This is a genomic window from Enterobacter cloacae subsp. cloacae ATCC 13047, assembly GCF_000025565.1.
In the GTDB taxonomy this organism is placed as follows: Bacteria; Pseudomonadota; Gammaproteobacteria; order Enterobacterales; family Enterobacteriaceae; genus Enterobacter; species Enterobacter cloacae.
In genome coordinates this window covers 2,290,641-2,312,703 of sequence record NC_014121.1, presented here as the reverse complement: position 1 = coordinate 2,312,703, position 22,063 = coordinate 2,290,641, and the positions used below count along the sequence as shown (strand labels likewise).

Below are 22,063 nucleotides of genomic sequence, written 5' to 3'. Positions count from 1 at the left end.
CCTAACCGGTAGAAAATTAAGCACAAAAAGCCTGGGAACTACAGCAAAAGATACCCTTCGTGACGCAGTAACCACTCCTTGCGCTGCACACCGCCGGCATAGCCGGTCATGGTGCCGTTGCGGCCGATCACACGATGGCAGGGCACCACGATACTCACGGGGTTAGAACCGTTCGCGGCACCCACCGCCCGCGCCGCGCCCGCGCGGCCTAACTGTTCTGCGAGCTGGCCGTAGTGCATAACCTGACCACACGGAATATCGCGTAGCGCCTGCCAGACTTCACGCTGGAATGGCGTACCGGCCGTGGCGGTTGGCAGGTCATTGATGATGCTGAGATCGCCCTCGAAGTACGCCGCCAGCTTGTCGCTCAGCCCACCTGGATTGGTGGCACTGATACGCTCAAAACCCTGGGCGCGGTAATGGATGTTGAGCAGCTCTTCCATGCGATCGCTGTGCTCTTCCCATTCCACGGCACGCAGATGGAACTGCTCGTCGGCGATAACCCACAGCGGCCCAAGTGGCGTTGCAATTTTATCTTCGAGTAATCTCAGCATCCTCTTTCCTTTAATTCAGCCTCGGGTAGATACCCGGTCCTATCGGCAGGCCGACAAGATACCATGCCACCAGCATCACCAGCCATACCCCTAAAAAGATAAGCGGATAGGGTAAAACCAGCGAATAGTAGGTACCCAGCTTCGCCTCCGGTTTATAGCGCTGCAGGAAGCCCAAAAACAGCGGTACGAATGGCGAAACCGGCGCCAGCGGGATCACCGAGGAGTCGGCGATACGGAACAGGATCTGCGCAAAGGCCGGATGGAAGCCCAGCATCATAAACATCGGCACGAAAATGGGGGCCAGAATCGACCAGATGGCGGATCCGCTGGCGATAAACATGCACAGCAGTGACGACAACAGCGCCAGACCCACAAACGCCGGGACGCCGCTTAACCCGGCGGCTTCCAGCGCATCGGTCAGGCCAACGGCCATAAATTTGCCCATGTTGCTCCAGTTAAACATGGCGACGAACTGGGCCAGCGGGAAGACCATCACGATAAAGCCCGCCATCTCCTTCATCGGCTCAATCATCAGCTGCGGCAGATCGGCCTGGCGGCGGATTTTGCCGGTGGCGATGCCATATGCGAGCGACACGACAAAGAAAAACAGAATGATCAGCGGCACAATGCCCTGAATAAACGGCGAGGGCAGGACGGTATGTTTCACCTGGTCGCGCAGGATACCGTTCTCCGGCACTACCATCAGCGCCACCATCGCGATAAATACCAGCGAGACTATCCCGGCGACGCGCAGGCCAAAGCGTTGCTCTTTGCTCAGCGTTTCCAGCTTTTCGTCACTACGGCCTTCCCATTTCCCTAACCGCGGCTCGATGATCTTATCGGTAATCAGCCCGCCAACAAGCGTCAGGACGATGACCGAACTGGCCATAAAGTACCAGTTGTCGATCACGCTGACGTGCATGGCCGCATCGATTGTTTTCGCCGCCTCGGTGCTAATCCCCGAAAGCAGGACATCGGTGGTGACGATCAGCAGATTGGCAGTGAAACCGCATCCCACACCGGCAATTGCCGACAACAGACCCGCCACGGGGTGACGCCCGACGGCAAGGAAGATCAGCGCCCCCATCGGCGGCATGATTACCAGCGCGGCATCGGAAGAGATGTGGCTGAAAAACGCAATAAACAGCACCATATAGCTGGCGTAGCGTGCGCTGACGTGAGAAGCCATTTTCACCATCAGCGCGGGGAGCAGGCCAACGCGCTCAGCCAGTCCGGCCCCCAGCACCAGCGCCAGAATGGCGCCCAGCGGCGCAAAACCGCTGAAGTTTTTAATCACATTCGGTAAAAACCAGTGCAACCCTTCAATGCTCAGCAGGTTCTTTACGCTTACCATGCTGCCATCGGCCGGGCTGCGCACGCTCACCCCTAAGGCGGACAGCACGGCTGTCGCCACCATCAAAACCACGATCAACCAGATAAAAAGCAGGAAAGGGTGTGGCACTTTATTGCCGATCCTTTCAACCCAGCCATAGAGCTTACCGGATGGGGAATGCGAAGGTATGGATGACATACTCATGGGCGTTCCTCGGGACTGTTGTGTTGTTGTGTTGTGTTTTTTATTTTAAAGGTGACGGTGTCACGCCCGCAGGGATCGGACACACGTACGGTTTTTCTTGTGTTTGTTGTTCGAACTCTTCACGACATTTTTTCAGCAGGTCTGCGTCCTGCAGTAGATGTAGCGCGGTGGCGCCCATCACTTTCCCGGCCAGCAGCATGCCTTTATGGGCAATGGACGTTCGCCCCTGAGCCACCAGTTGCCAGGTGTGCAGCGGCGTGCCGACGGTAAAGCAGGGGCTGAAACACTGGGCGACGGGCATCTTCCAGCTAACATCACCCACGTCCGTGGAGCCAGCCAGCACGTTATCGGTGATAGCGTAAGGCGCGACCTCGTCCACCAGCAGGGTCTCCTGGTGGCGGCGGGCAAAGGCTTTTCCTTCGTTCCCCCCGGTTGCAGCAATGTTTCTGAGGCTGTTTTGCAGATCGTTTGCCGTCAGGGTGGCGCGGATCTCCCGGGCAAAGGCGCGTTCTTCCTCCGTCCAGGCTGGCGTGCCGTAATGTTGCAGGGCGCGATACATCGCCGCTTCGAGCGTGCGGTTTGGCAGGTAGCTGGAGCAGGCTTTATCAAAGCGACACTCGACGGTGGTTTCGGTCATCAACGCCGCACCCTGCGCGATCTTCTCAATGCGCGCGTAGATTTGCTGCGCGTCGGCCATCTCCGGGGCGCGGATCAGGTACAGCACTTCGGCCTGCGCCTGCACCACGTTGGGGGAGATGCCGCCGGTATCGGTTATGGCGTAATGGACGCGTGCTTTCTCGATGATATGTTCGTTGAGGAAGTTGGTGCCGGTGGTCATCAGCGTCACCGCATCCAGCGCGCTGCGCCCCAGATGCGGCGAGTTTGCCGCGTGCGCCGCCACGCCCTTAAAGCGCCAGGCGGCCTGGATATTGGCCAGCGTACTGACGTTAAACATGCCGGCAAACGCTTCCGGGTGCCAGGTGACCGCGGCATCAACGTCGTCAAACAAGCCCTCACGGACCATAAACGTTTTACCGGAACCGCCTTCTTCGCCGGGACAACCGTAAAAACGCACGGTTCCACTCCCGCCGTGCTGCTCCAGCCAGCTTTTCACCGCAACGGCACCTGCAAACGCCGCGGTGCCGAGCAGGTTATGCCCGCAGCCGTGGCCGTTAGCACCGGGCGTGGTGGCGTGTGCCGTCGCGCAGTGTGCCTGCTGGCTTAATCCGGCCAGCGCGTCATATTCGCCGAGCAGGGCAATCACCGGTTTACCGCTACCGAAGCTGGCGATAAAGGCATTCGGAATGCCGCCAGCCTCACGGGTCAGGGTGAAGCCTTCCGCTTCCAGTGCGCCGGCCAGCCGCTCTGCGGACCAGAACTCTTCAAAGCGGGTTTCCGGGTGATCCCAGATTTCGTCGGCAATGTCGGTGAACGTCTGACATCGCGTGTCGATTGCATCGGCAATAAAAGCGTAGTTCTCCTGCATTACACACCTCGCGTCCAGGGAAAATTCAGCGCAGTGCGCGCCAGCGTTTCGATAGCGACGGTCATGACGCGCTCATCAAAGTCGAATTTTTCATTGTGATGTCCGGCGCTCAAATCTGTGCCAAACACCATATAGGAGGCCATGCCGCCGTTTTCTTGCACCCGGGCCATCATCAGCGTGGCGTCTTCGGAACCGGCCGGGGCTTTAACCTTATCAATGGCCTGTTCCACACCGGGCACCTGGCTTGCCTGCTGGCGCAGATAATCCACCCAGGCAGGTGTCGGAGCGCTGGCGGTGGCAGCCCCCATCAGGCGCATCTCAGCCGTCACGCCGTACAGCGCGGCGGCACCGGTAATGACGGATTGCGCGCGTTCGAACACATACTGATTGATCGCCTCGCTCTCGCCGCGGGTTTCGACCTTAAGCAGGGCATGGGCAGGTACCACATTGCGTCCGCTGCCGGCCTGCATTACTCCCACATTCACCCGGGAAGCCCCTTCGCTGTGTGGCGCAATGCTGTGCAGCGCGAGCGCGGCCTGGGCGGCGGCGAGCAGGGCGTTACGGCCTTCTTCCGGTTTACCGCCTGCGTGTGCGGCAACGCCGGTAAACGTCGCGTCAAACTTGGTTGTCGCCATAAAGTTATCGCTGCCGCAGATCACCGTCCCGGCAGGCACCCCGGTACCAATGTGAATGGCGGTGAAATAGTCCACCCCGTCCAGTGCCCCGGCGGCCACCATGGCGCGTGCGCCGCGAGTGCCTTCTTCGGCAGGCTGGAAGATCAGCCTGATGGTGCCGTTCAGCTGCGCTTTGTTGTGCATGAGCACGTGCGCCAGCCCAAGGCCAATCGTGGTGTGGCCGTCGTGCGCGCAGGCGTGCATCATGCCCGGATTGCAGGAGGCAAAGCCGTCGCGGAACGGGCGGTGGCTGTCGTCGAGCGCTTCGCTCAGGTCGAGAGCGTCCATGTCCACGCGAAACGCCAGCGTCGGGCCGGGACGGCCGGTGTTAAGCGTGGCAACCAGGCCGGTGAAGCCGCCTTCAAACGGCGCGAGCCATTTTTCGGGCGCGCCCTGCGCACGGGCGCGGGCAAATTCTCGCGTCAGGGTAGCGTTATCCGGCAACCCCATACGGCTTTCGGCATCCACCACGTCGCGGCCCATCGCCAGGTCATAACCCAGGCTATCCAGGATCTCCGCGACCTTCGCGGCAGTCCGAAATTCCACCCAGCCGGATTCGGCAAAATGGTGAAAATCGCGACGCCATGCGCTCAGTTGCGGGGCTAAGGTTTGGATGTACTGTGCCAGTGAGTCCATATCTGTTCCTGTCATCATTAAAATATGTGAACTGCTTCACGCTGTGATAGTTTTTACTTATCACTAACCGATTTTTCACAGTTTTAACCGTTCAGGAATTACCCTCTCACATCCCTTTCCATTAAAGTAGATGACAGTTTCTTTACTCTGATAAACAACGGTTATCGGTCGGGCTATGTCATTTCAGATTAAATTTCATCAAATTCGGGCGTTCGTTGAAGTGGCGCGTCAGGGCAGCATTCGCGGCGCCAGCAGGACGCTGAATCTTTCGCAACCGGCGTTGACCAAATCGATCAAAGAGCTGGAAGAGGGCATGGCGGCGCAGCTCTTTGTGCGCCGAAGCAAAGGCGTGGCGTTAACCGAGTGTGGTGAAGGCTTCTATCAGCGCGCCAGGCTGATTCTGGAAGAGCTGCGCGCGGCGCAGGATGACATTCGCCAGCGGCAGGGCGAGCTGGCCGGGCAGATCAATATCGGGATGGGGGCGAGTATTTCGCGAAGCCTTATGCCTGCGGTTATCACCCGCTTTCATGCGCAGCATCCGCAGGTTAAGGTGCGAATTATGGAAGGGCAGCTGGTATCAATGATCAATGAATTACGCCAGGGCGAACTGGACTTCACCATCAATACCTATTATCAGGGTCCTTACGATCATGAATTTACGTTTGAAAAGCTATTAGAAAAACCGTTTGCCGTATTTTGCCGGGAGGGACATCCGGCGACGGGAACAACCTCCATTAACGATCTGCTGCATTATAACTGGACCATGCCAACGCCCCGGGGAAGTTATTATAAGCAGTTAGAGGATGTATTTAGCCATCGCTCGCAAATACCCCGCATTGGCGTGGTCTGCGAAACATTTTCGTCGTGTATCAGCCTTGTCGCACAAAGCGATTTTTTAAGCATATTGCCGCAGGAGCTGGGTTGTGACCCCCTGTTGGCGGGGCGTCTGGTTATGCTGCCGGTTGTCGAATCACTTCCAAAAGCGACGTATTATTTAATTCAGCGTCGGGATTCGCGCCAGACCCCGCTTACGGAGTCGTTAATTACGCAATTCAGACGAGAGGCGCGGGCAATCGTCTCTGCGTGAAACATCATCCATAAAAAACAGGGCCTGTCCGACATCAGACAGACCCTTCAGTACACACAGCAGTGCATCCCTTCGCATATCCTGGATGTTATATCCATGAGGCAGGTTAATTAAGTTATAACAGCTTTCTCTCAAAATGAAAGGCGGTTGAGTGTTTGATTTTATGGATGTTTAAGCCAAATTTCGTGTTTTATTTACGCTGAAGTTTGAGTTAAGTAATGTTTAATTTTTCCCCGGCTGTCGATTGATATTCATCAGCTTGCTTTCAGCGCCACCCTACCCGGGGGAACGGCTGTTGAGGCACACCCCCCGCGAAGGTATAGTACAGGCTCAGATGTAGCCGGAGGATTTCCATGAACCCTGACGACAAATCACTGTTTCTTGACGCCATGGAGGATGTCCAGCCCCTGAAGCGCTGCGCAGATATTCACTGGCAGCCGAGCCGCAACACGCGGGCGCGCCAGGAGATTGATACCGAGCAGCTGGATAACTTCCTCACCCTGGGCTTTCTGGAACTTCTGCCCCTGGATGAGCCGCTGGCATTTCAGCGTGAAGGGATACAACAGGGCGTAATGGATAAACTGCGCTCGGGGAAATACTCCCGCGAGGCCAGCCTGAACCTGTTACGTCAGCCCGCCGAGCGTTGCCGCCAGATGCTGTACGCCTTTATTCGTCAGGCCGGACGCGACGGATTACGCAATCTGATTATCATTCATGGAAAAGGGCGCGAACAGAATGCTCATCCTAACGTGATACGTAGCTATCTGGCGCGCTGGTTAACAGAGTTTGAGGAAGTGCAGGCCTTCTGCGTGGCGCTGCCGCATCACGGCGGCAGCGGGGCCTGTTATGTTTCACTGCGAAAATCCAACGACGCGAAACAGGAGAACTGGGAACGGCACGCCAAGCGCAGCCGTTAACGGGATTAGCGCGGGCGAGGTGCTCGCCCGCGCTGAACTCAGAAGGTTTCCCAGTTGCTGTCGGTGGCGGTGCCTGCCGTGGCCGGGCGCAACAGCTGTGGTGTTTTCACATGCGTTGTACGGGGCGCGGTGGCCTGTTGTTTACCGTTCAGACGAAATGCCGCCACCGCCTGGCGCAGCTGTTCGGACTGATCTTCCAGCGCCGCTGCCGCCGTGGCGGACTGCTGCACCAGCGCGGCGTTTTGCTGGGTGACGCTGTCCATCTGCGAAACGGCCAGGCTCACCTGTTCAATACCGCGACTCTGCTCATCGGACGCAGATGAAATCTCGCCCATGATATCGGTCACGCGGGTGACCGCCGCCACAATTTCCTTCATCGTTGCACCGGCTTCGCTGACCTGCTCAGAGCCGGTATTCACGCGGCTGACAGAGTTCTCGATAAGGCCCTTGATCTCTTTTGCCGCCTGCGCGCTGCGGCTCGCCAGGGTACGTACTTCCCCGGCAACCACCGCAAAGCCACGGCCCTGTTCCCCGGCGCGTGCGGCTTCTACCGCGGCATTCAGTGCCAGAATGTTGGTCTGGAAGGCAATGCTGTCAATCACGCCGGTGATGTGGGCGATTTGCTGCGAACTGTCGGCAATTTCCGTCATCGTGCGGACAACGTTATCCACCACATGACCGCCGCGCGCCGCTGTTTCAGACGCGTTCTTCGCCAGCAGGGTCGCCTGACGGGCGTTGTCGGAGTTCTGTTTCACCGTGGCGGTCAGCTCTTCCATGCTGGCCGCGGTCTCTTCCAGCGAGGCGGCCTGTTCTTCCGTACGGGCGGAAAGATCGTTGCTCCCGGCGGCAATTTCGCCTGCGCCGGTGTAGATGGAGTCGGTACTGCCGCGTACGGCGCTGACCGTGGTGACCAGAGATTGCTGCATCTCATGCAGACCGGCCGCCAGCTGGCCCATCTCATTGCGGCCAGAGAGGGTAATATCCTGCGTCAGGTCGCCCGCCGCAATGGTGCGAATATGGTTCATAATGGTTTGCAGCGGTTTTAACAGCAGGTGCTGTAATCCCTGCCAGATCACCACCAGCACGGCGATAACGGCCAGGAATATAGCCGCCAGCGTCCATTGCATCTGGGTAAAGCTGCTCTGGTTCTCTTCGGCCGCGGCTTTCAGCAGCGTGTTGTTTTCGGCGCGCCAGCGGTTATAGACCGCTTCCATATCGTCCTGTGCCTGCTGCGCATCCAGATCGCCATAGGCCTGATAGTTGTCGGCACGCAGATACTCAATCGACAGACGCATCACTTCGTGCATCTGGTTCCAGGATTTCAGCATCTCGTCGGTTAGCGCCGCACTCTGGCCGTTAACCTGCGGCAGGGCCTGCCACTGTTTGTTATAGGCTTCTGCTTTAGCCAGAGAGTTACCCGCGGTGCCAAGCAGTTTGTTGATCGCCTCAAGGGACGCCGGATCGCGCTGATTTTTCAGATAGCGGATGGCCACGCGCGTCACGGTAACGCGCGTTTTGATGAGGGTGTTAACGCTGTCGCTCAGGCTCTCCTGCTGGGCATTAAGCACCCCGGAGTTCTGGAAGTTATGGCGATCGTTGCTGACGGCAGAGTAGAACAACCCTCCCGTGACAACTTGTAGCAGGCAGAATATGGTGAGAGCAAAGATAATACCGGTAATCACGTGCAGATTTTTCAGCATAGCGGTCGTCCGTAAGAAAGTGCAGGGGTACACAAATACTATCGTCGTCTAAAATTTAAACTTTAATTTAACTCGCGCTTAACTATGGGTTCTGGTCGGGAACCTGTTGTAAATCCGGATCTTTTTTATGAGGAAGGTGAACATGAGCAGCATCGATAAAAGCGGGACATACGCGCTGGGCACACGCACGGTTAAACGGCTGGGTTACGGCGCAATGCAGCTGGCCGGGCCGGGCGTTTTTGGGCCACCGAAGGACAAAAATGCCGCGCTGGAGGTGCTCCGGGAAGCCGTGGCGGCGGGCGTGAATCATATCGATACCAGCGATTTTTATGGTCCGCATGTGACTAACCAGCTGATCCGCGAGGCGCTGCATCCGTACCGGGACGATCTTACCCTCGTCACCAAAATCGGTGCGCGACGCGATGATAAAGGCGCCTGGTTGCCGGCCTTTTCCGCCCAGGAGCTGACCCAGGCGGTACACGACAACCTGCGCAATCTGCAGCTGGATGTGCTGGACGTGGTGAACCTGCGGATTATGTTTAGCGCACACGGACCGGCGGAAGGCTCGATCGCTGAACCGCTGTCCACCCTGGCAGAGCTACAGCAGCAAGGGCTGGTGCGACATATTGGTCTGAGCAATGTCACCGCCACGCAGGTTGCCGAGGCGCAGAAGATGGTGCCCGTGGTGTGTGTGCAAAACATGTACAACATCGTGAACCGTAGTGACGATGCGCTGGTGGATTCGCTTGCGCAGCAGGGGATTGCTTATGTGCCGTTCTTCCCGCTGGGCGGTTTTACGCCGCTGCAATCTTCCGGGCTGCAGGCGGTGGCGGACGACCTGGGGGCGACACCGATGCAGGTTGCGCTGGCCTGGCTGCTGCAACGTTCTCCGAACATTCTGCTGATCCCGGGAACCTCTTCCGTGGCGCATCTGCGGCAAAACCTCGCGGCAGGGGAGCTGGTGTTACCGCCTGACGCGCTGGCTACGCTGAATGCGCTGGTGTAATCACGTATAAACAGAGCCCGGAGGGATCCGGGCTTTGTTATTTAACGATCGGCAGATCGGAATAGCGCGTGGTGTAGCAGGGCGACAGCATATCCCGCTTCATCGCCCAGGATTTCACCGCCCCCTGGCCCGCAAACCACACAGCCCCCCGGCCTGAACGGTTAAGGCGGTCGATAACCTGCATCAGGGCTGTACTGTCTGGCCGCGGTGGGTGTTCATCGAACAGGCTAAGTTGCGCCACGCCCTGACTGAAAAAGTCACTGAGCATGACGCCCGCTTTCATATAGCGATGTCCCTCTTTCCAGATTCGGTTCAATGACTCGATAGCTACCCTGATAATATCCCGCGTATCGTTGGTGGGGATCGTCAGCTTGCCGGAGGCCTGGTTACCATAAAAAACCTCGTCCTCTGCATGCGGGCTGGTGCGAATAAAGACGCTGATATAACAGCAAAACTGTTTCTCTTCGCGCAGCTTCTCGGCGGCGCGTTCGGCATAGGCGCAGATCGCCTGGTGCATATCGTCATACCGGGTGATACGGCTGCCGAAGGAGCGGCTACAGATGATTTGTTGCTTTGTTGGCGAAAACTCTTCCAGCGCCAGACACGGTTCACCGCGTAACTCGCGGGCGGTTCTTTCCAGCACGACATTAAAGTGTTTACGGATCACCCAGCTTGAACATTCCGCCAGATGCAGGGCAGTCTCGATCCCCATCAGATTCAGTTTTTTGCTAATCCTGCGCCCGACGCCCCACACTTCGCTGACCGGTACCAGTGACAGCAATTTACGCTGACGATCGATATTCGATAAATCCACCACACCGTTGGTTTTCTTCCAGGTTTTGGCGGCATGGTTAGCCAGCTTGGCTAAGGTTTTGGTGGGCGCGATACCGACCCCGACCAGCAGGCCGGTCTCTTTGTACAGGCGCTGGCGGATAGCCTGACCGAACGCCTCCAGAGACATACACTGGCTGACGCCCGTCAGATCCAGAAAGGCTTCATCAATCGAGTAGATCTCCACTCTCGGGGCCATCTCTTCGAGAATGGTCATCACCCGGCGGCTCATATCCGCATACAGCGCATAATTGGAGCTAAAGACGTGTACCTTCTGGCGTCTCAGCTCATCCTTCAGCTTGAAGTAGGGACCGGCCATGCCGATCCCCAATGCTTTTGCTTCTGCTGAACGTGAAATGATACAGCCATCGTTGTTTGAAACGACCACCACGGGTTTCCCCTTAAGGTCGGGCCGAAACGCCGTCTCGCAGGAGGTGTAAAAACTGTTTACGTCAACGAGCGCGAACATGGCGGTTAGCTTTCAGGGTAAACGTCACAACGCCGAAGATCTCCAGTTCGTCTTCTGCGGCAAAAAAGACCGGCGCGTAATCAGGATTATGGGGGATGAGCTGAAGACGCGGATGCGTTTGCAACTCCTTCACGGTAAATTCGCCCGCGACCGCCGCAATCACAATATCGCCATGAACGGCGGTTAACGAACGGTCAACCACCAGCAGGTCACCATGGCTGATGCCTGCGCCGATCATCGAATCACCGCTCACCCTGACAAAATAGGTCGCGCTGGGGTGTTTGATCACCAGCTTGTTCAGATCAAGGCTATCCTCGACATAATCCTGAGCAGGGCTGGGGAAGCCACAGGGCACCCGCTCCATAAACAACGGAAGCAATAGCGTGGCATCAGGCCCCAAAGGAGAGATCAACTGCATAATGGTTAACTCATATTACTGTGTTTATATACAGTATTCATGATTAACCAGAACGATCAAGAGACGGGAGGGGAATTTTCCGGAACTCGTTGAAAGTCGAAAATTTTTAGTTCAACAAGGCGCGCTGGCGAGTATGCATCCTGGAAAGTTTAATTTTTCTTAATTATTTCATGCAGTAGCTGTTCTATGGCCCTCACAACGCTTCTGACCCTGTGTGGAATAAAGCGAGCGTCCGGATAAACCGCATAGAGAAAGCGGTCGGGTAACCGCCACGCGGGGAGTACCTGCACCAGCGTGCCGGTTTGCAACGCCCGTGCCGCGAGCGGTAGTTGCATACCGCCAATACCCATGCCTGCCTCCAGCGCCTGTAACAGGGCGTCGCTGGTATTGGCGCGGAAAACGGTATTCACTGCAATATCAATCGTTTCGTCATCAGAAACCAGGCGAAGAGGTGCGTCCAGCGGGATGCCGCTGAATCGTACGTGGGGAAGCGCCGCCAGCGCGTACACGGACTCTACCGGCGGGAATGACGGGGCGGCAAAGAGCGGCGTTTCAATGCGTGCCAGTACGCGTGCGGCATGGGCTTGTGGAGGCTCCGCGCTCAGCCGAAGCGCCACATCCACCCCTTCGGTGACCAGATCGGCGATGCGGTCATCAAGCGAAACCTGCAGATGTAATTCAGGATTCATGCGCTGTAGCGTCAGCAGGCGCGGCAACACGAGCTGGCCCAGGCCGCTCGGCAACTGCACATGTACGGCCCCCTGATATTGATGCTCAACCGGGTTCAGGCGTCGCTCTGCTTCCTGCATGGCCTCCAGCACAAGCTGCATATCCCGCCGGTAACGCTCACCCTGCGCGGTGAGCTTCATCCTGCGCGTTGTACGATGCAGCAACACCACACCGAGCTCTTCCTCAAGGGCGGCGATCTGCTGGCTGACGGCGGACTGCTTGATCCCGGCCAGGCGGGCGGCAGCGGAAAAGGAGCCCGCTTCGGCGACGCGCAGAAAGGTGGAAATGGCGTTGAGCTTATTATTCATTTCGTGATTCTGCTTATAAATGCCATCGGATTTGGGGGATATATCAGAAAAAAATAATAGATCACACTGTGTCTGTCACCCCTTTCGGAGAAACACCATGAATACGACGCAGCAACACAGGGTCGCGCTGGTCGCTGGCGCCAGCGGGATTGTTGGCAACCAGCTGGTCAAAACGCTTTTGCGCCATCAGTGGGAGGTCATTGGCCTGAGCCGCCAGGCGGTATCTCACCCTGAAGGCATTGCGATGGTTAATGTTGATTTACTGGATGCACAGGACAGCGCGCGGGCACTGTCATCGCTCAGCGGGATCACTCATGTATTTTACAGCGCCTGGGTCAATGCCGCGAACTGGACAGAGATGGTTGAACCGAACGTCACCATGCTGCGCCATCTGGTCAGTAACCTCGAAAACACGGCGCCCCTTGAGACGGTCAGCCTGATGCAGGGCTACAAAGTCTACGGCGCGCATCTTGGCCCGTTCAAAACCCCGGCACGTGAAAGCGATCCCGGCGTACCGGGCGCGGAGTTTAACGCGGCCCAGCTCAGGTGGCTTAGCGATTTTCAGCGGGGAAAAGCGTGGCACTGGAGCGCCATCCGGCCGGGCGTGGTGGGCAGCACGGTGCCGGGTAACGCCATGAATCTTGCCCTGAGCATCGCGCTGTACGCATCGCTGTGTAAGGCGCTGAATTTACCGCTGCGTTTTCCCGGCGCCGAACAGACCTGGCACAGCATTGTTGATCATACAGACGGTGAATTGCTGGCAGAGGCGACCGTGTGGGCCGCCACGTCGCCGGTAGCAGAGAACCAGGCATTCAATGTGAATAACGGTGACATCTGGCGCTGGAGCGAGCTGTGGCCACGCATTGCACACTGGTTTGAACTGGAGTCTGCCCCCCCGGTCCGGCTCTCATTTAAGCAGTTGTTTACGGACTACCGCACGGTATGGCATGAACTCGCCGCAGCTCGCGGGCTGGTGGAAAGCGATATTTTGCAGCTGAACGACGGCCAGTTTGCCGACTTCGTGTTTAGCTGGGATTACGATATGTTTGGCGATGGCAGCAAGCTGCGTCGGGCCGGATTCACCGCCATGCGGGCCACCGACGAGATGTTTTTCAGCCTGTTCGCACAGTTCAGGGCGGCACACATTATTCCCTGACAGGGGGATGTTGTTCTCAGGAACGAACCCGTTATACTCGCTCATGACTGTGATCAACGGGATTGGTGAATATGCGGGAAGCAATCAGCGTTTTATTAATGGCTCTGCCGGTTATTGGGTTATATCTGGTGATAAGGAATGGAGTGAGGTCATTTCGCCAGCCAAAACGCATCGTTTCAGATGCCCAGGGCAAGAAGAAAATATCCACTAACCCGTGGTTTTTTGATTGTTTTTCCCGCAAGGTTTATTTTTATGATGAGCGATATTTTTATGAAATTCAGAAGGATAGAACCACTCAGATTGAACTGGCCAGGATAGTAAATATTAAGCCGGGATCGACGATGGTCAATAATCGTCGGATCTGGTCAGTAAGCTATGTTGAAAACGGAAGGGAAAAACAGGTGCAGTTTTACCCGAACGTAACGATGTTTAATCATAATTTCTCTGCTTTTTTGATAGCGGTAAAAAACGCCAATCCACACGCCGATATTAAAGATCTTTCCGTTTTCAATTTCTGAATGCCACCATGCGGCATTCAGAGACGATCCAGCCAGTCACTAACCATTAACGCATCGACGCTCTGAACGCGGTACCCGCCAGCCCGTGATAAATCGCGACGATGCACATCCAGCGCATTGATCAGACCTTCGGCCTCCTGGCAACGAAGGAGGACACCAGATCCTGCTGGGCAATATGCTGAAGACCATCACCGCAAATGGCACAAAGACACAGCAACTGGCGGAAGAGGATATTGCTGAGGTCCTGAGAACCCATTTTGCGCTGACGGCCGCGTAACGGATCGGGGGACAATTTCGCTTACAGCACAGACCGGGTTTTATACGCTGTGCCGGTTGCGTAAACCGTCCCCCCACTGTAATAACAGACTGAACGACGCGGGCAGTACCGTGAGTGTGACCAGCGTCGCGACCAGCAACCCCCCGATAATGGCATACGCCATAGGTCCCCAGAATACCTGGTGCGAGATGGGGATCATGCCCAGAATGGCGGCACAGGCGGTCAGACAGATAGGTCTGGCCCGGTGCTCTGCGGCTGCGATAATGGCGGCATCGTTCGTCATCCCCTGAGCCAGATTGCTGTCAGCTTCGCCAATCAGGATCACCGCGTTACGAATGATCATGCCCGCCAGCGCGATCACGCCCAGCAGGGCGACGAACCCCATCGGTGTTCCGCCCGGCAGCATCGCCAGAACGATGCCCGGTAAGCCAAACGGGGCCATGAACAGGGCCAGAAACATCCGGGAATAGCGGCGTAGCTGAAGCATCAGCAATAACAACATAATAACCAGCGTCACCGGAAGAACGGTAAAGACAGAGCGGTTTCCTTTATCGGATTCCGCAACCGCGCCGCCTTCCTCAATACTGTAGCCCGCAGGCAAGCGGGCACGCAGTTTATCCACTGCCGGGCGCAGCGCGGCGGAGACGACCTCAGCTCTGAGTCCCGGCGCAAGGTCAGTTTGCACGGTGATAAACGGCAGGCGCTGACGACGCCAGACAACCGGATCGTCCACACCCCAGACCGGCGTTGCGACAGCACTGAGCGGAATTTTTTTGCCATCGTTCCCCTCAACGGTCAGTGACGACAGTGTGGCCAGATTAAGACGTTCACTGTCTCTGGCGCGGAGCACCACATCCACCAGCCGGTCATTATCCCGTATTGAGGTCACGACGCTGCCGGACCAGACCGTATTCAGCGTCCGGGCCAGACTTTCTGACGACACGCCCGCAGCCCGGGCTGCCGTCTGATTCACCTCAAGGGTAATCACTCTCTCCGGTTCACCGGCGGTCTGGTTGACTTCACGGGAGAGCGGTGACTGGCCAATCACTTCCGTCAGGTGATTCGCCAGCGCCCGAACCTTCACATAGTCCGGCCCGCTAACCCGGTATTTGATTGGCCAGCCGACCGGGGGGCCGAGCTCCAGGGGCGATACGCGTGTGATGATGTCGCTAAATTGCGTCGCCAGTATCTTGTTCAGCTGTGCGTGCAGACGGTCGCGGGCGGCGAGGTTTTTCGCGACCACCACCAACTGGGCACTGTTTTCATTCTCCAGCAGCACATCCATTGGCAGATAAAAACGGATGGCGCCCGATCCCACGTATGTTGAGTAATGATCGATATTGCTATTGCCTGCCAGCGCCTTCTCCAGCTTTTCGGCCTCTCTTTGCGTTTCCGACTGTGAGGCGTTGGCCGGAAGCGTCAGGCTCACCAGCAGCTCTGGTCTGTCGGAAGCGGGAAAAAACTCGCCTTGCATAAACGTCGTCCCGTACAGGGACAAACCCAGTGCGGCAAGGGCACAAAGCACGGTGGTGAGTCGGTGGCGCAATACCTTACGCAGCAGCCAGTGATACCCGCGTGCGAGCCGCCCCGGGCCGGAGGCATGATGCCTGACGTTCTCCGGCAGCAGCCATGTTCCGGTCAGCGGTGAAAACAGGATCGCGACCACCCATGAACACAGCAGGGCAATCAGCACGACCGCAAACAGAGAAAAGCAGTATTCACCCGCGCTGGATGCCGCAAAGCCGACCGGAATAAATCCGGCGATCATCACCAGTGTGCCGGTGAGCATCGGGAATGCCGTCGTGGTGAACGCCCGGGTTGCCGCTTGCCGACGGGAATCGCCAGCTTCCAGACGAGAAACCATGGTTTCCACGGTGATCATGGCGTCATCCACCAGCAGACCCAGCGCAATAATCAGTGCCCCGAGCGAGATGCGCTGCAAGCCAATCCCGGCCAGCATCATTCCGGCGAAGGTCATGGCCAGAACCAGCGGGATTGCCGCAGCCACAACCAGCCCCGCCCGTAGCCCCAGAGAGACAAATGAAACGGCCAGGACGATAACCACCGCTTCAATAAGAACCCTGATAAAACCACTCACCGCGTCGCTGACTACCGCGGATTGATCGGCGACCTTCACCATCTCGATACCGTGCGGCAGCCCGGCGCTGAGGGCGGCCACTCTTTGATTCAACGCGGCGCCAAAGCGCAGCATATTGCCTGTCGGCGCCATTGAAATCGCCAGCCCGATAGCCGGTTTTCCGTTAACCCGGAACGCCGGTGAGGGCGGTTCGGCGCTTTTCCGGGTGAGGGTGGCAATGTCAGTCAGGGGGATATAACGATTGTTAATATGCAGCGTGACCGCGCGTAAACTCTCCTCTGAGCTGAGCGCACCGCTGACGTGGAGTGCGATGTTCTCCTGCCCCGTGCGTATGATGCCCGCCGGGACGACTGCATTCTGCGCCCTGAGCGCCTCCGCCACCTGCTGAATATCCAGACCCATCCCCGCCAGACGGGCCGGGGAAAAGGTCAGAACCATCTGTTCCTGCTGTTCACCCAGCAGGGTGGTTTTGCCGATATCCGGCAGGGACATCAGCTCCCGACGCAGTGTCTCCACCCGATCCCGAACCTCCCGCAGGGTATAGCCTTCGGGGATGAAGCCATAAATTGTGCCGAACGTGTCGTCAAATTCGTCGTTGACATCAGGGCCCTGAACGCCTTCTGGCAGGGACGGGGCGATATCCTGCATTTTCTTCCGCACCTGGTACCAGATATCCGGCACCGTTTGCGGCGGCGTATCATCGCGCAGGTTGACATGAATAACGGTGCGTCCTGCCCGGGTTTCGCTTTCGATATAATCAAGCCAGGGGATCTCCTGTAACTTTTTCTCAAGCGTATCCGTCAGTAGGCGAGTCGTGTCCGCTACCGATGCCCCCGGCCATTGCGCGGAGACCACGGCCGTTTTGATGGTAAACGCCGGATCTTCGTTGCGCGGCAGGCGCTCGTAACAGAACACGCCCATCGCCATCACTAGCAGCATAAAGAAACTGACCATCTGCTGATTTTTAAGCGCCCAGGCGGAGAGGTTAAATGTCTCTTTTGTGCTTCTCATGTTCATGGCTGCTCCTCCCCGGCAATCACCTGTTCTCCTGAGCGTAATTTGCTCACGCCAGCCGTAATCACCCTGTCACCGGGCGCAAGACCGGAGGCGATGATGACGGAGGAGGCCGTGTAACGTGCAGGCACAACCACGCGCAGTTGCGCCTGAGATTGCCGGTTGATTACAAACACAGCGGGCTTGACTGCGTAACGACTCAGTGCCGACGCAGGAAGGACGTAACCGCACGCGGCACTGGAGGGCAGGGTTACGGTGACGCTGGCACCCAGTGCCATGGCGGCGGGCGAGTTGTTCAGGGTGGCTCTGACCCGCCAGGTACGGGTCAGGGGATCGGCCTGAGGCGTGATATCGCGTAACAGAGCTGAAGCATTGACCGTCGGGTCGCTGAGCAAGGCGACGCGGAATTCGGCCTTATCCGGTGAGGGGATCTCATCAGGCGCGGCAACATCAAACACCACATCGCGGGCTTCACCGGTCGCCAGCGTCAGCACCGACTGGCCTGCGCTGACAATCTGGCCCGCAGAGGCGCTGACCGCGGTAATGATGCCTTCCTTCGGCGAGAGAAGGCGGGTCCAGCCCAGGCTTTCCCGGGCGTTGCGCAGTGCCGCCTCGCTACTTTTCAGACGCGCGCTGGCGACAAGCCAGTCTGCACGGGCTGTGTCGAGTTGTGTGCGGGCTATAGCGCCGGTGGACATCAGCGTTTGCATTCTGTTGACGTTGAGCGCGGCAATCTGCGCTGAGGCTTTGGCACCCTCATAGTCAGCGGTGGCCGCGTCGAGCTGATTTTGTCCGGTGGTATTGTCGAGGGTCGCCAGCAGTTGCCCGGCGGTAACCCGATCGCCAATATCGACGACGCGCGTGAGGATCCTGCCCCCGGTACGGAAACTCAGCGTCGTCTCATCATGGGCATGGATCTCACCGGTTCTTTCCAGTGCTGGCAGCGTTTTCGCTGAACCCACCACACTGTAGCGTACCGCCCGCACGGGGGGCGGCGTGTTTTCGTGTTTATCGCCGCAACCGGTTAGCGGGAAGATAGCCAGGGCAAGTATCACCAGGGGAATAAAGTGTAGCCAGGAAAGGGTGCGCGCCACGCTGTATACATGATGCAGGCTGTGGCGGAGGGAGAGAATGAATTCGTCTGACATAACGCCGCTCCAGAAAAGGGATGGCGTTATTTAATCGGCTGTTCATCGAGAAAGATTCGATGTTGTGTCAAGGGTTTATCAAGAGCGGGAATTTTCCTCGTCACAAGCGCGCCAGGGCAGTTGGATGCGCACCAGAAGCCCTCCGGTTTCTGGTAATGACGCGCTAATACTTCCCCCATGCGCCTGACAAATCGCCTGCGCAATTGATAAACCGAGGCCGCTGCCACCGGAGTGCCGGGCGCGTGATTGTTCCTCGCGGCTAAATCGCTTAAACATGTCCGGTAAAAAGTGCTTTGATACACCCGGACCGTCATCGGCGAATTCGAGGGTGTACTGCCCCTGGGCATAATGCAGGGCCACCTCCAGATGGCCTCCCTCGCATCCGTAGCGGAGTGAATTCTCCATGAGGATCGTAAATACCTGTCCCATACGGAACGCATCGCCTCTGAAGGGGCATGCGCGCGGGTTACGCAACGTTATCGTAAAATTATGCGCATCGGCCTGCGGGGTTATCCAGTCTGCCCGCTCCTGAATCAGCTCATCCAGACGGAATTGCCTGTCTTCAAGCACAAGATTTCCCGCATCAGCCAAAGAGAGAAGGTGCAATTCATCGGTCAGCCGGTTGAGGTGCTGGAGCTGTTTCATCACCATCCCCAACTGCTCCGGGGTGGCGTCAAACACGCCGTCCATCATACCCTGCAAACGCCCAATGGCTGCCGTCAGGGGAGAGCGCAGCTCATGTGCCATGGCAACGTGCGAGGCGCGCAGCTCCTTTTCATAGCGAGCCAGTTGTCCGGTCATGGTATTAAAGTCAGCCGCAAAGCTGATCATTTCTGCGGGCGCATCTTTCACCAGCTCTGCCTGTCGGCCAAACTGTCCATCGGCCACATCTTTGGCCGCATCACGAAGACAGCTGAACTGCAGCGCCAGAGGACGTGCGTGCTTAAGTCCCATTACCACAATGAAGGGGATCATCACCAGCACCAGCAGAGCCACGGTGACCCAGTCAGCCGAGGCGATAGATGGGGTGGAATAACTGAGCCCCCACCAGCTGTCTACAATATCGTGAAAGCGGGCCGGGTTTGACTGCGGATTCTGGCTGAGCGTGAGAAACTCCTGCCGGACCGCTGCGGGCATTTTGCCCATTATCCAGTAGTTCTGCACGGCGTAACGCAGCCACATACAGGCTGCTATAACAATCACGCTGCCAATCGCCAGCGCCAGGATGCGCGCGCAAATCCAGCGCCAGAGGGAGGAATGACGGGTCTTTATCATGGCTGTCTGAACCTGTAACCCACGCCGCGAACGTTAACCAGCACGCCGGAAAGACCCGCGGCTTCGAGTTTTTTACGCAGGTTATAAATATGGGTATCCACCACCCGCTCCAGGGCCTCGCTTTCCGGCAAACAGTGCTCCAGTAAATATTGACGGGAAAAAGGACGCGAAGGTGAACGCATCAGCGTGGTCAGTAGCGAAAATTCCGTTGGGGTCAGATCCAGAACCCGCGGCGTGTTGTCATCATTGATGATGCTCGCCACAATGGCCGTGACATCCACCTCCAGCGTCTGCCAGCGAAGGATCTCTTCTTCGCGCGTGTTTTTATTGCTCCGGCGCAGCACCGCCTGCACCCGTGCCACGACTTCACCTGGATGATAGGGTTTAACGACATAGTCATCAGCCCCGTATCTCAACGCGCCGATGCGATCGGGCGTATCGCCCATAGCCGTCACCATGATAACGGGCACATCGCTTTTGCGACGCAGGCTGGCCAGCACCTCAGTTCCGTTGAGTCCGGGAAGCATGACATCCAGCAAGACAAGATCGGGTTTCCAGCGTTGCGCCATCTCCAGCCCGGCCAGCCCGTCCCCCGTGACGTTCACATCGTAATTTTCACGGCGTAAATAGGCTTCAAGTACGCCAGCCGCATCGGCATCATCTTCAATAATCAGCACTCTTCTGGACAACATCTGTTCACCTTGACCGTTTCTTAACACTATCCCGACTATTCATTGATTTAGCCAAATCATACTGCGCACAACGTAGAAGTGGAGACCAGTATGATAGCGAGAAAAAAAGCCCTGTATATGACCGTTCCGTTTCTGATGACGGCAGCATCCGGCGTACACGCCGATGAGGCACAAACGTCTTCCGACTATTTGACGATTGGGGCAGGAGGACGCTATGCGCCTCGTTATTCAGGCTCTGACAAGCAGGTATGGCAAGGGGTTCCTGTTTTACAGGTGCGCAAAGGTGCATTCTTTATTGATGCGCAGAAAGGCATTGGATATGACCTGCAAAATGACAGCGGCGTGTACCTTGAACATACGCTGGGTTACGACCTGGGGAGGGCGGACGAAAACGCCAGCTGGCGCGAGGGAGCGAATAATCTGAAAGGGATGGGAGAGATCGATACCAGCCTGAATACCGGGCTGGCGGTCGGCTGGCAAATCACTTCCTGGCTGAGTGTGGAAGGCAAAGCGACCCTGCCTGTAACGGACAGTCAGGGGGTAAACTACCAGGCCTCTGTTACGCTGCTCCCTCTACAAACCAGTCAGGACACGATTGCTTTTCAGTCTGCATCCCTGTTTGGCGACAGCCGTTACCTCAATACCTGGTATGGGGTCAGTCAGCAGCAGAGTCAGCGCTCCGGTTATAGCCGTTATTCAGCGCCCGGTGGATTCTACGGTATAGACAGCAGCCTGACATGGAGTCATCAGTTCGATACCCATTGGGGCACGGTACTGAGTGCCGACTACACCTGGCTTGGGGAGCATGCAAATAACAGTCCGATCGTATCGCGACGTAACGAAGGCGCTGTCACCGCCGCCATCACCTGGACATTCTAGTGTAGAGGTGAGAGATGCGATCTTCCTCGGCGTAGCCGGGGTAATCATTACGGCCATCTATGTCATTACCTGGTACGTCTATGTATACGGGTGAACAGAGCTGGCCGGAGCGAGAAAATTCCTGGAAGATTATTTCTTCTTGTTCATCATCGCTTTCAAATCAGCAAACGGATTAAAGGTGGCCACACCCACATCTTTTTGCGCGTCTTCTCCCGCGACAACGGTGGTGCCGTACTGATCCGCTTCGGTGTACTTCGAGTGTTCATGATCGTGGCAAAACAGGCATAACAGCTCCCAGTTACTGCCATCTTCCGGGTTATTGGTATGGTCGTGATCGATATGGTGAACCGTCAGTTCCCGAAGGTTGGAATAGACAAATTCCCGTGAGCAGCGCCCACAGACCCATGGATAAATTTTTAATGCTTTTTCACGGTAGCCGCTTTCCAGCCGCGCGTAGTTTTTAGGGATCAGAGCCATTGCCGGTTTTACCTGCCAGGAAAAGAGTGAGCGAAATTATATCCCATTATGGAACGCAATAGCGATCTGCTCAGGTCAGTCAATTTATTTGACGCTTTCCGTTAAATAAACGGCATTTATTGTTGCCCGGTAATGCGTAGAGTAGAAGAAACGCAACACATTCTCAGGATTACCCCT

General features: G+C 56.9%; 19 protein-coding genes. 6 read left to right on the top strand and 13 right to left on the bottom strand.

The features are described from left to right. Window positions 1-38 precede the first annotated feature (38 nt). The 4 genes from ogt to ECL_RS11065 are packed head-to-tail and all read right to left on the bottom strand — an operon-like array spanning window position 39 to window position 4,887. Window positions 39-554 (bottom strand): methylated-DNA--[protein]-cysteine S-methyltransferase, encoded by a 516-nt coding sequence (gene ogt / locus ECL_RS11080; RefSeq protein WP_013096864.1) that lies wholly within the window; start codon window positions 552-554, stop codon window positions 39-41. Between the two features lie 10 nt (window positions 555-564). Then, entirely contained in the window at window positions 565-2,091 is a 1,527-nt protein-coding gene (gene abgT, locus ECL_RS11075; protein WP_013096863.1) for a p-aminobenzoyl-glutamate transporter, read from the bottom strand. A gap of 40 nt (window positions 2,092-2,131) precedes the next feature. Beyond that, a complete protein-coding gene (locus tag ECL_RS11070) occupies window positions 2,132-3,577 on the bottom strand; it encodes a M20 family metallopeptidase (protein WP_013096862.1) in 1,446 nt (481 codons plus the stop codon). Continuing rightward, entirely contained in the window at window positions 3,577-4,887 is a 1,311-nt protein-coding gene (locus tag ECL_RS11065) for a M20 family metallo-hydrolase (RefSeq protein ID WP_013096861.1), read from the bottom strand. Before ECL_RS11065 ends, ECL_RS11070 begins: the two co-directional genes overlap by 1 nt. Before the next feature lie 175 nt (window positions 4,888-5,062). Between ECL_RS11065 and ECL_RS11060 the strand changes: the two genes are divergently transcribed. After that, window positions 5,063-5,974 (top strand): LysR family transcriptional regulator, encoded by a 912-nt coding sequence (locus ECL_RS11060; RefSeq protein WP_013096860.1) that lies wholly within the window; start codon window positions 5,063-5,065, stop codon window positions 5,972-5,974. 353 nt (window positions 5,975-6,327) lie between these two features. After that, window positions 6,328-6,891: a DNA endonuclease SmrA gene (gene smrA, locus ECL_RS11055; RefSeq protein WP_013096859.1), complete on the top strand. Its 564-nt coding sequence runs from the start codon at window positions 6,328-6,330 to the stop codon at window positions 6,889-6,891. 38 nt (window positions 6,892-6,929) lie between these two features. Here smrA and tcp read toward each other — a convergent pair whose 3' ends face one another. Further along, window positions 6,930-8,591 (bottom strand): methyl-accepting chemotaxis citrate transducer, encoded by a 1,662-nt coding sequence (gene tcp, locus ECL_RS11050; protein ID WP_013096858.1) that lies wholly within the window; start codon window positions 8,589-8,591, stop codon window positions 6,930-6,932. 142 nt (window positions 8,592-8,733) lie between these two features. On the opposite strand from tcp, the gene ECL_RS11045 reads away from it, so the two are divergent. After that, complete coding sequence (locus ECL_RS11045) at window positions 8,734-9,597, top strand: aldo/keto reductase family oxidoreductase (protein WP_013096857.1); 864 nt, start codon at window positions 8,734-8,736, stop codon at window positions 9,595-9,597. 37 nt (window positions 9,598-9,634) lie between these two features. On the opposite strand, the gene umuC is transcribed toward ECL_RS11045, so the two are convergent. The 3 genes from umuC to ECL_RS11030 all read right to left on the bottom strand — a co-directional run bounded on the left by umuC (window position 9,635) and on the right by ECL_RS11030 (window position 12,352). Beyond that, a complete protein-coding gene (gene umuC, locus ECL_RS11040; RefSeq protein WP_013096856.1) occupies window positions 9,635-10,897 on the bottom strand; it encodes a translesion error-prone DNA polymerase V subunit UmuC in 1,263 nt (420 codons plus the stop codon). Further along, window positions 10,881-11,315 (bottom strand): translesion error-prone DNA polymerase V autoproteolytic subunit, encoded by a 435-nt coding sequence (umuD, locus tag ECL_RS11035; protein WP_044158486.1) that lies wholly within the window; start codon window positions 11,313-11,315, stop codon window positions 10,881-10,883. Before umuD ends, umuC begins: the two co-directional genes overlap by 17 nt. Before the next feature lie 149 nt (window positions 11,316-11,464). Continuing rightward, window positions 11,465-12,352: a LysR family transcriptional regulator gene (locus ECL_RS11030; RefSeq protein WP_013096854.1), complete on the bottom strand. Its 888-nt coding sequence runs from the start codon at window positions 12,350-12,352 to the stop codon at window positions 11,465-11,467. A 97-nt stretch (window positions 12,353-12,449) separates the two neighbouring features. Between ECL_RS11030 and ECL_RS11025 the strand changes: the two genes are divergently transcribed. Beyond that, complete coding sequence (locus ECL_RS11025; protein WP_013096853.1) at window positions 12,450-13,508, top strand: SDR family oxidoreductase; 1,059 nt, start codon at window positions 12,450-12,452, stop codon at window positions 13,506-13,508. 71 nt (window positions 13,509-13,579) lie between these two features. After that, complete coding sequence (locus ECL_RS11020) at window positions 13,580-14,026, top strand: hypothetical protein (RefSeq protein ID WP_044158488.1); 447 nt, start codon at window positions 13,580-13,582, stop codon at window positions 14,024-14,026. Window positions 14,027-14,343: 317 nt separating this feature from the next. Here ECL_RS11020 and ECL_RS11010 read toward each other — a convergent pair whose 3' ends face one another. From ECL_RS11010 to ECL_RS10995, 4 genes are all read right to left on the bottom strand, one after another. Next, complete coding sequence (locus ECL_RS11010; RefSeq protein ID WP_013096850.1) at window positions 14,344-17,418, bottom strand: efflux RND transporter permease subunit; 3,075 nt, start codon at window positions 17,416-17,418, stop codon at window positions 14,344-14,346. Continuing rightward, on the bottom strand, window positions 17,415-18,563 hold the full coding sequence (locus ECL_RS11005) for an efflux RND transporter periplasmic adaptor subunit (RefSeq protein WP_013096849.1): 1,149 nt from the start codon (window positions 18,561-18,563) through the stop codon (window positions 17,415-17,417). Before ECL_RS11005 ends, ECL_RS11010 begins: the two co-directional genes overlap by 4 nt. Window positions 18,564-18,641: 78 nt before the next feature. Next, on the bottom strand, window positions 18,642-19,838 hold the full coding sequence (locus tag ECL_RS11000) for a sensor histidine kinase (RefSeq protein ID WP_013096848.1): 1,197 nt from the start codon (window positions 19,836-19,838) through the stop codon (window positions 18,642-18,644). Continuing rightward, window positions 19,835-20,530: a response regulator gene (locus ECL_RS10995; protein ID WP_013096847.1), complete on the bottom strand. Its 696-nt coding sequence runs from the start codon at window positions 20,528-20,530 to the stop codon at window positions 19,835-19,837. Before ECL_RS10995 ends, ECL_RS11000 begins: the two co-directional genes overlap by 4 nt. Window positions 20,531-20,620: 90 nt before the next feature. Between ECL_RS10995 and ECL_RS10990 the strand changes: the two genes are divergently transcribed. Then, entirely contained in the window at window positions 20,621-21,409 is a 789-nt protein-coding gene (locus tag ECL_RS10990; RefSeq protein ID WP_013096846.1) for a MipA/OmpV family protein, read from the top strand. A gap of 129 nt (window positions 21,410-21,538) precedes the next feature. Here ECL_RS10990 and yajD read toward each other — a convergent pair whose 3' ends face one another. Continuing rightward, window positions 21,539-21,886, bottom strand: a complete 348-nt coding sequence (yajD, locus tag ECL_RS10985; protein WP_006808895.1) for an HNH nuclease YajD — start codon at window positions 21,884-21,886, stop codon at window positions 21,539-21,541. Window positions 21,887-22,063: the final 177 nt, after the last annotated feature.

What these genes read in the sequence shown, in the direction of transcription:
- ECL_RS11010 (WP_013096850.1), bottom strand. Translation starts at nt 17,418, where the DNA reads ATGAACATGAGAAGCACAAAAGAGACATTTAACCTCTCCGCCTGGGCG.
- ECL_RS11020 (WP_044158488.1), top strand. Translation starts at nt 13,580, where the DNA reads ATGCGGGAAGCAATCAGCGTTTTATTAATGGCTCTGCCGGTTATTGGG.
- ECL_RS11065 (WP_013096861.1), bottom strand. Translation starts at nt 4,887, where the DNA reads ATGGACTCACTGGCACAGTACATCCAAACCTTAGCCCCGCAACTGAGC.
- smrA (WP_013096859.1), top strand. Translation starts at nt 6,328, where the DNA reads ATGAACCCTGACGACAAATCACTGTTTCTTGACGCCATGGAGGATGTC.
- yajD (WP_006808895.1), bottom strand. Translation starts at nt 21,886, where the DNA reads ATGGCTCTGATCCCTAAAAACTACGCGCGGCTGGAAAGCGGCTACCGT.
- umuD (WP_044158486.1), bottom strand. Translation starts at nt 11,315, where the DNA reads ATGCAGTTGATCTCTCCTTTGGGGCCTGATGCCACGCTATTGCTTCCG.
- ECL_RS11025 (WP_013096853.1), top strand. Translation starts at nt 12,450, where the DNA reads ATGAATACGACGCAGCAACACAGGGTCGCGCTGGTCGCTGGCGCCAGC.
- ECL_RS11000 (WP_013096848.1), bottom strand. Translation starts at nt 19,838, where the DNA reads ATGATAAAGACCCGTCATTCCTCCCTCTGGCGCTGGATTTGCGCGCGC.
- ECL_RS10990 (WP_013096846.1), top strand. Translation starts at nt 20,621, where the DNA reads ATGATAGCGAGAAAAAAAGCCCTGTATATGACCGTTCCGTTTCTGATG.
- ECL_RS11070 (WP_013096862.1), bottom strand. Translation starts at nt 3,577, where the DNA reads ATGCAGGAGAACTACGCTTTTATTGCCGATGCAATCGACACGCGATGT.
- tcp (WP_013096858.1), bottom strand. Translation starts at nt 8,591, where the DNA reads ATGCTGAAAAATCTGCACGTGATTACCGGTATTATCTTTGCTCTCACC.
- ogt (WP_013096864.1), bottom strand. Translation starts at nt 554, where the DNA reads ATGCTGAGATTACTCGAAGATAAAATTGCAACGCCACTTGGGCCGCTG.
- umuC (WP_013096856.1), bottom strand. Translation starts at nt 10,897, where the DNA reads ATGTTCGCGCTCGTTGACGTAAACAGTTTTTACACCTCCTGCGAGACG.
- ECL_RS11060 (WP_013096860.1), top strand. Translation starts at nt 5,063, where the DNA reads ATGTCATTTCAGATTAAATTTCATCAAATTCGGGCGTTCGTTGAAGTG.
- ECL_RS11030 (WP_013096854.1), bottom strand. Translation starts at nt 12,352, where the DNA reads ATGAATAATAAGCTCAACGCCATTTCCACCTTTCTGCGCGTCGCCGAA.
- abgT (WP_013096863.1), bottom strand. Translation starts at nt 2,091, where the DNA reads ATGAGTATGTCATCCATACCTTCGCATTCCCCATCCGGTAAGCTCTAT.
- ECL_RS11005 (WP_013096849.1), bottom strand. Translation starts at nt 18,563, where the DNA reads ATGTCAGACGAATTCATTCTCTCCCTCCGCCACAGCCTGCATCATGTA.
- ECL_RS11045 (WP_013096857.1), top strand. Translation starts at nt 8,734, where the DNA reads ATGAGCAGCATCGATAAAAGCGGGACATACGCGCTGGGCACACGCACG.
- ECL_RS10995 (WP_013096847.1), bottom strand. Translation starts at nt 20,530, where the DNA reads ATGTTGTCCAGAAGAGTGCTGATTATTGAAGATGATGCCGATGCGGCT.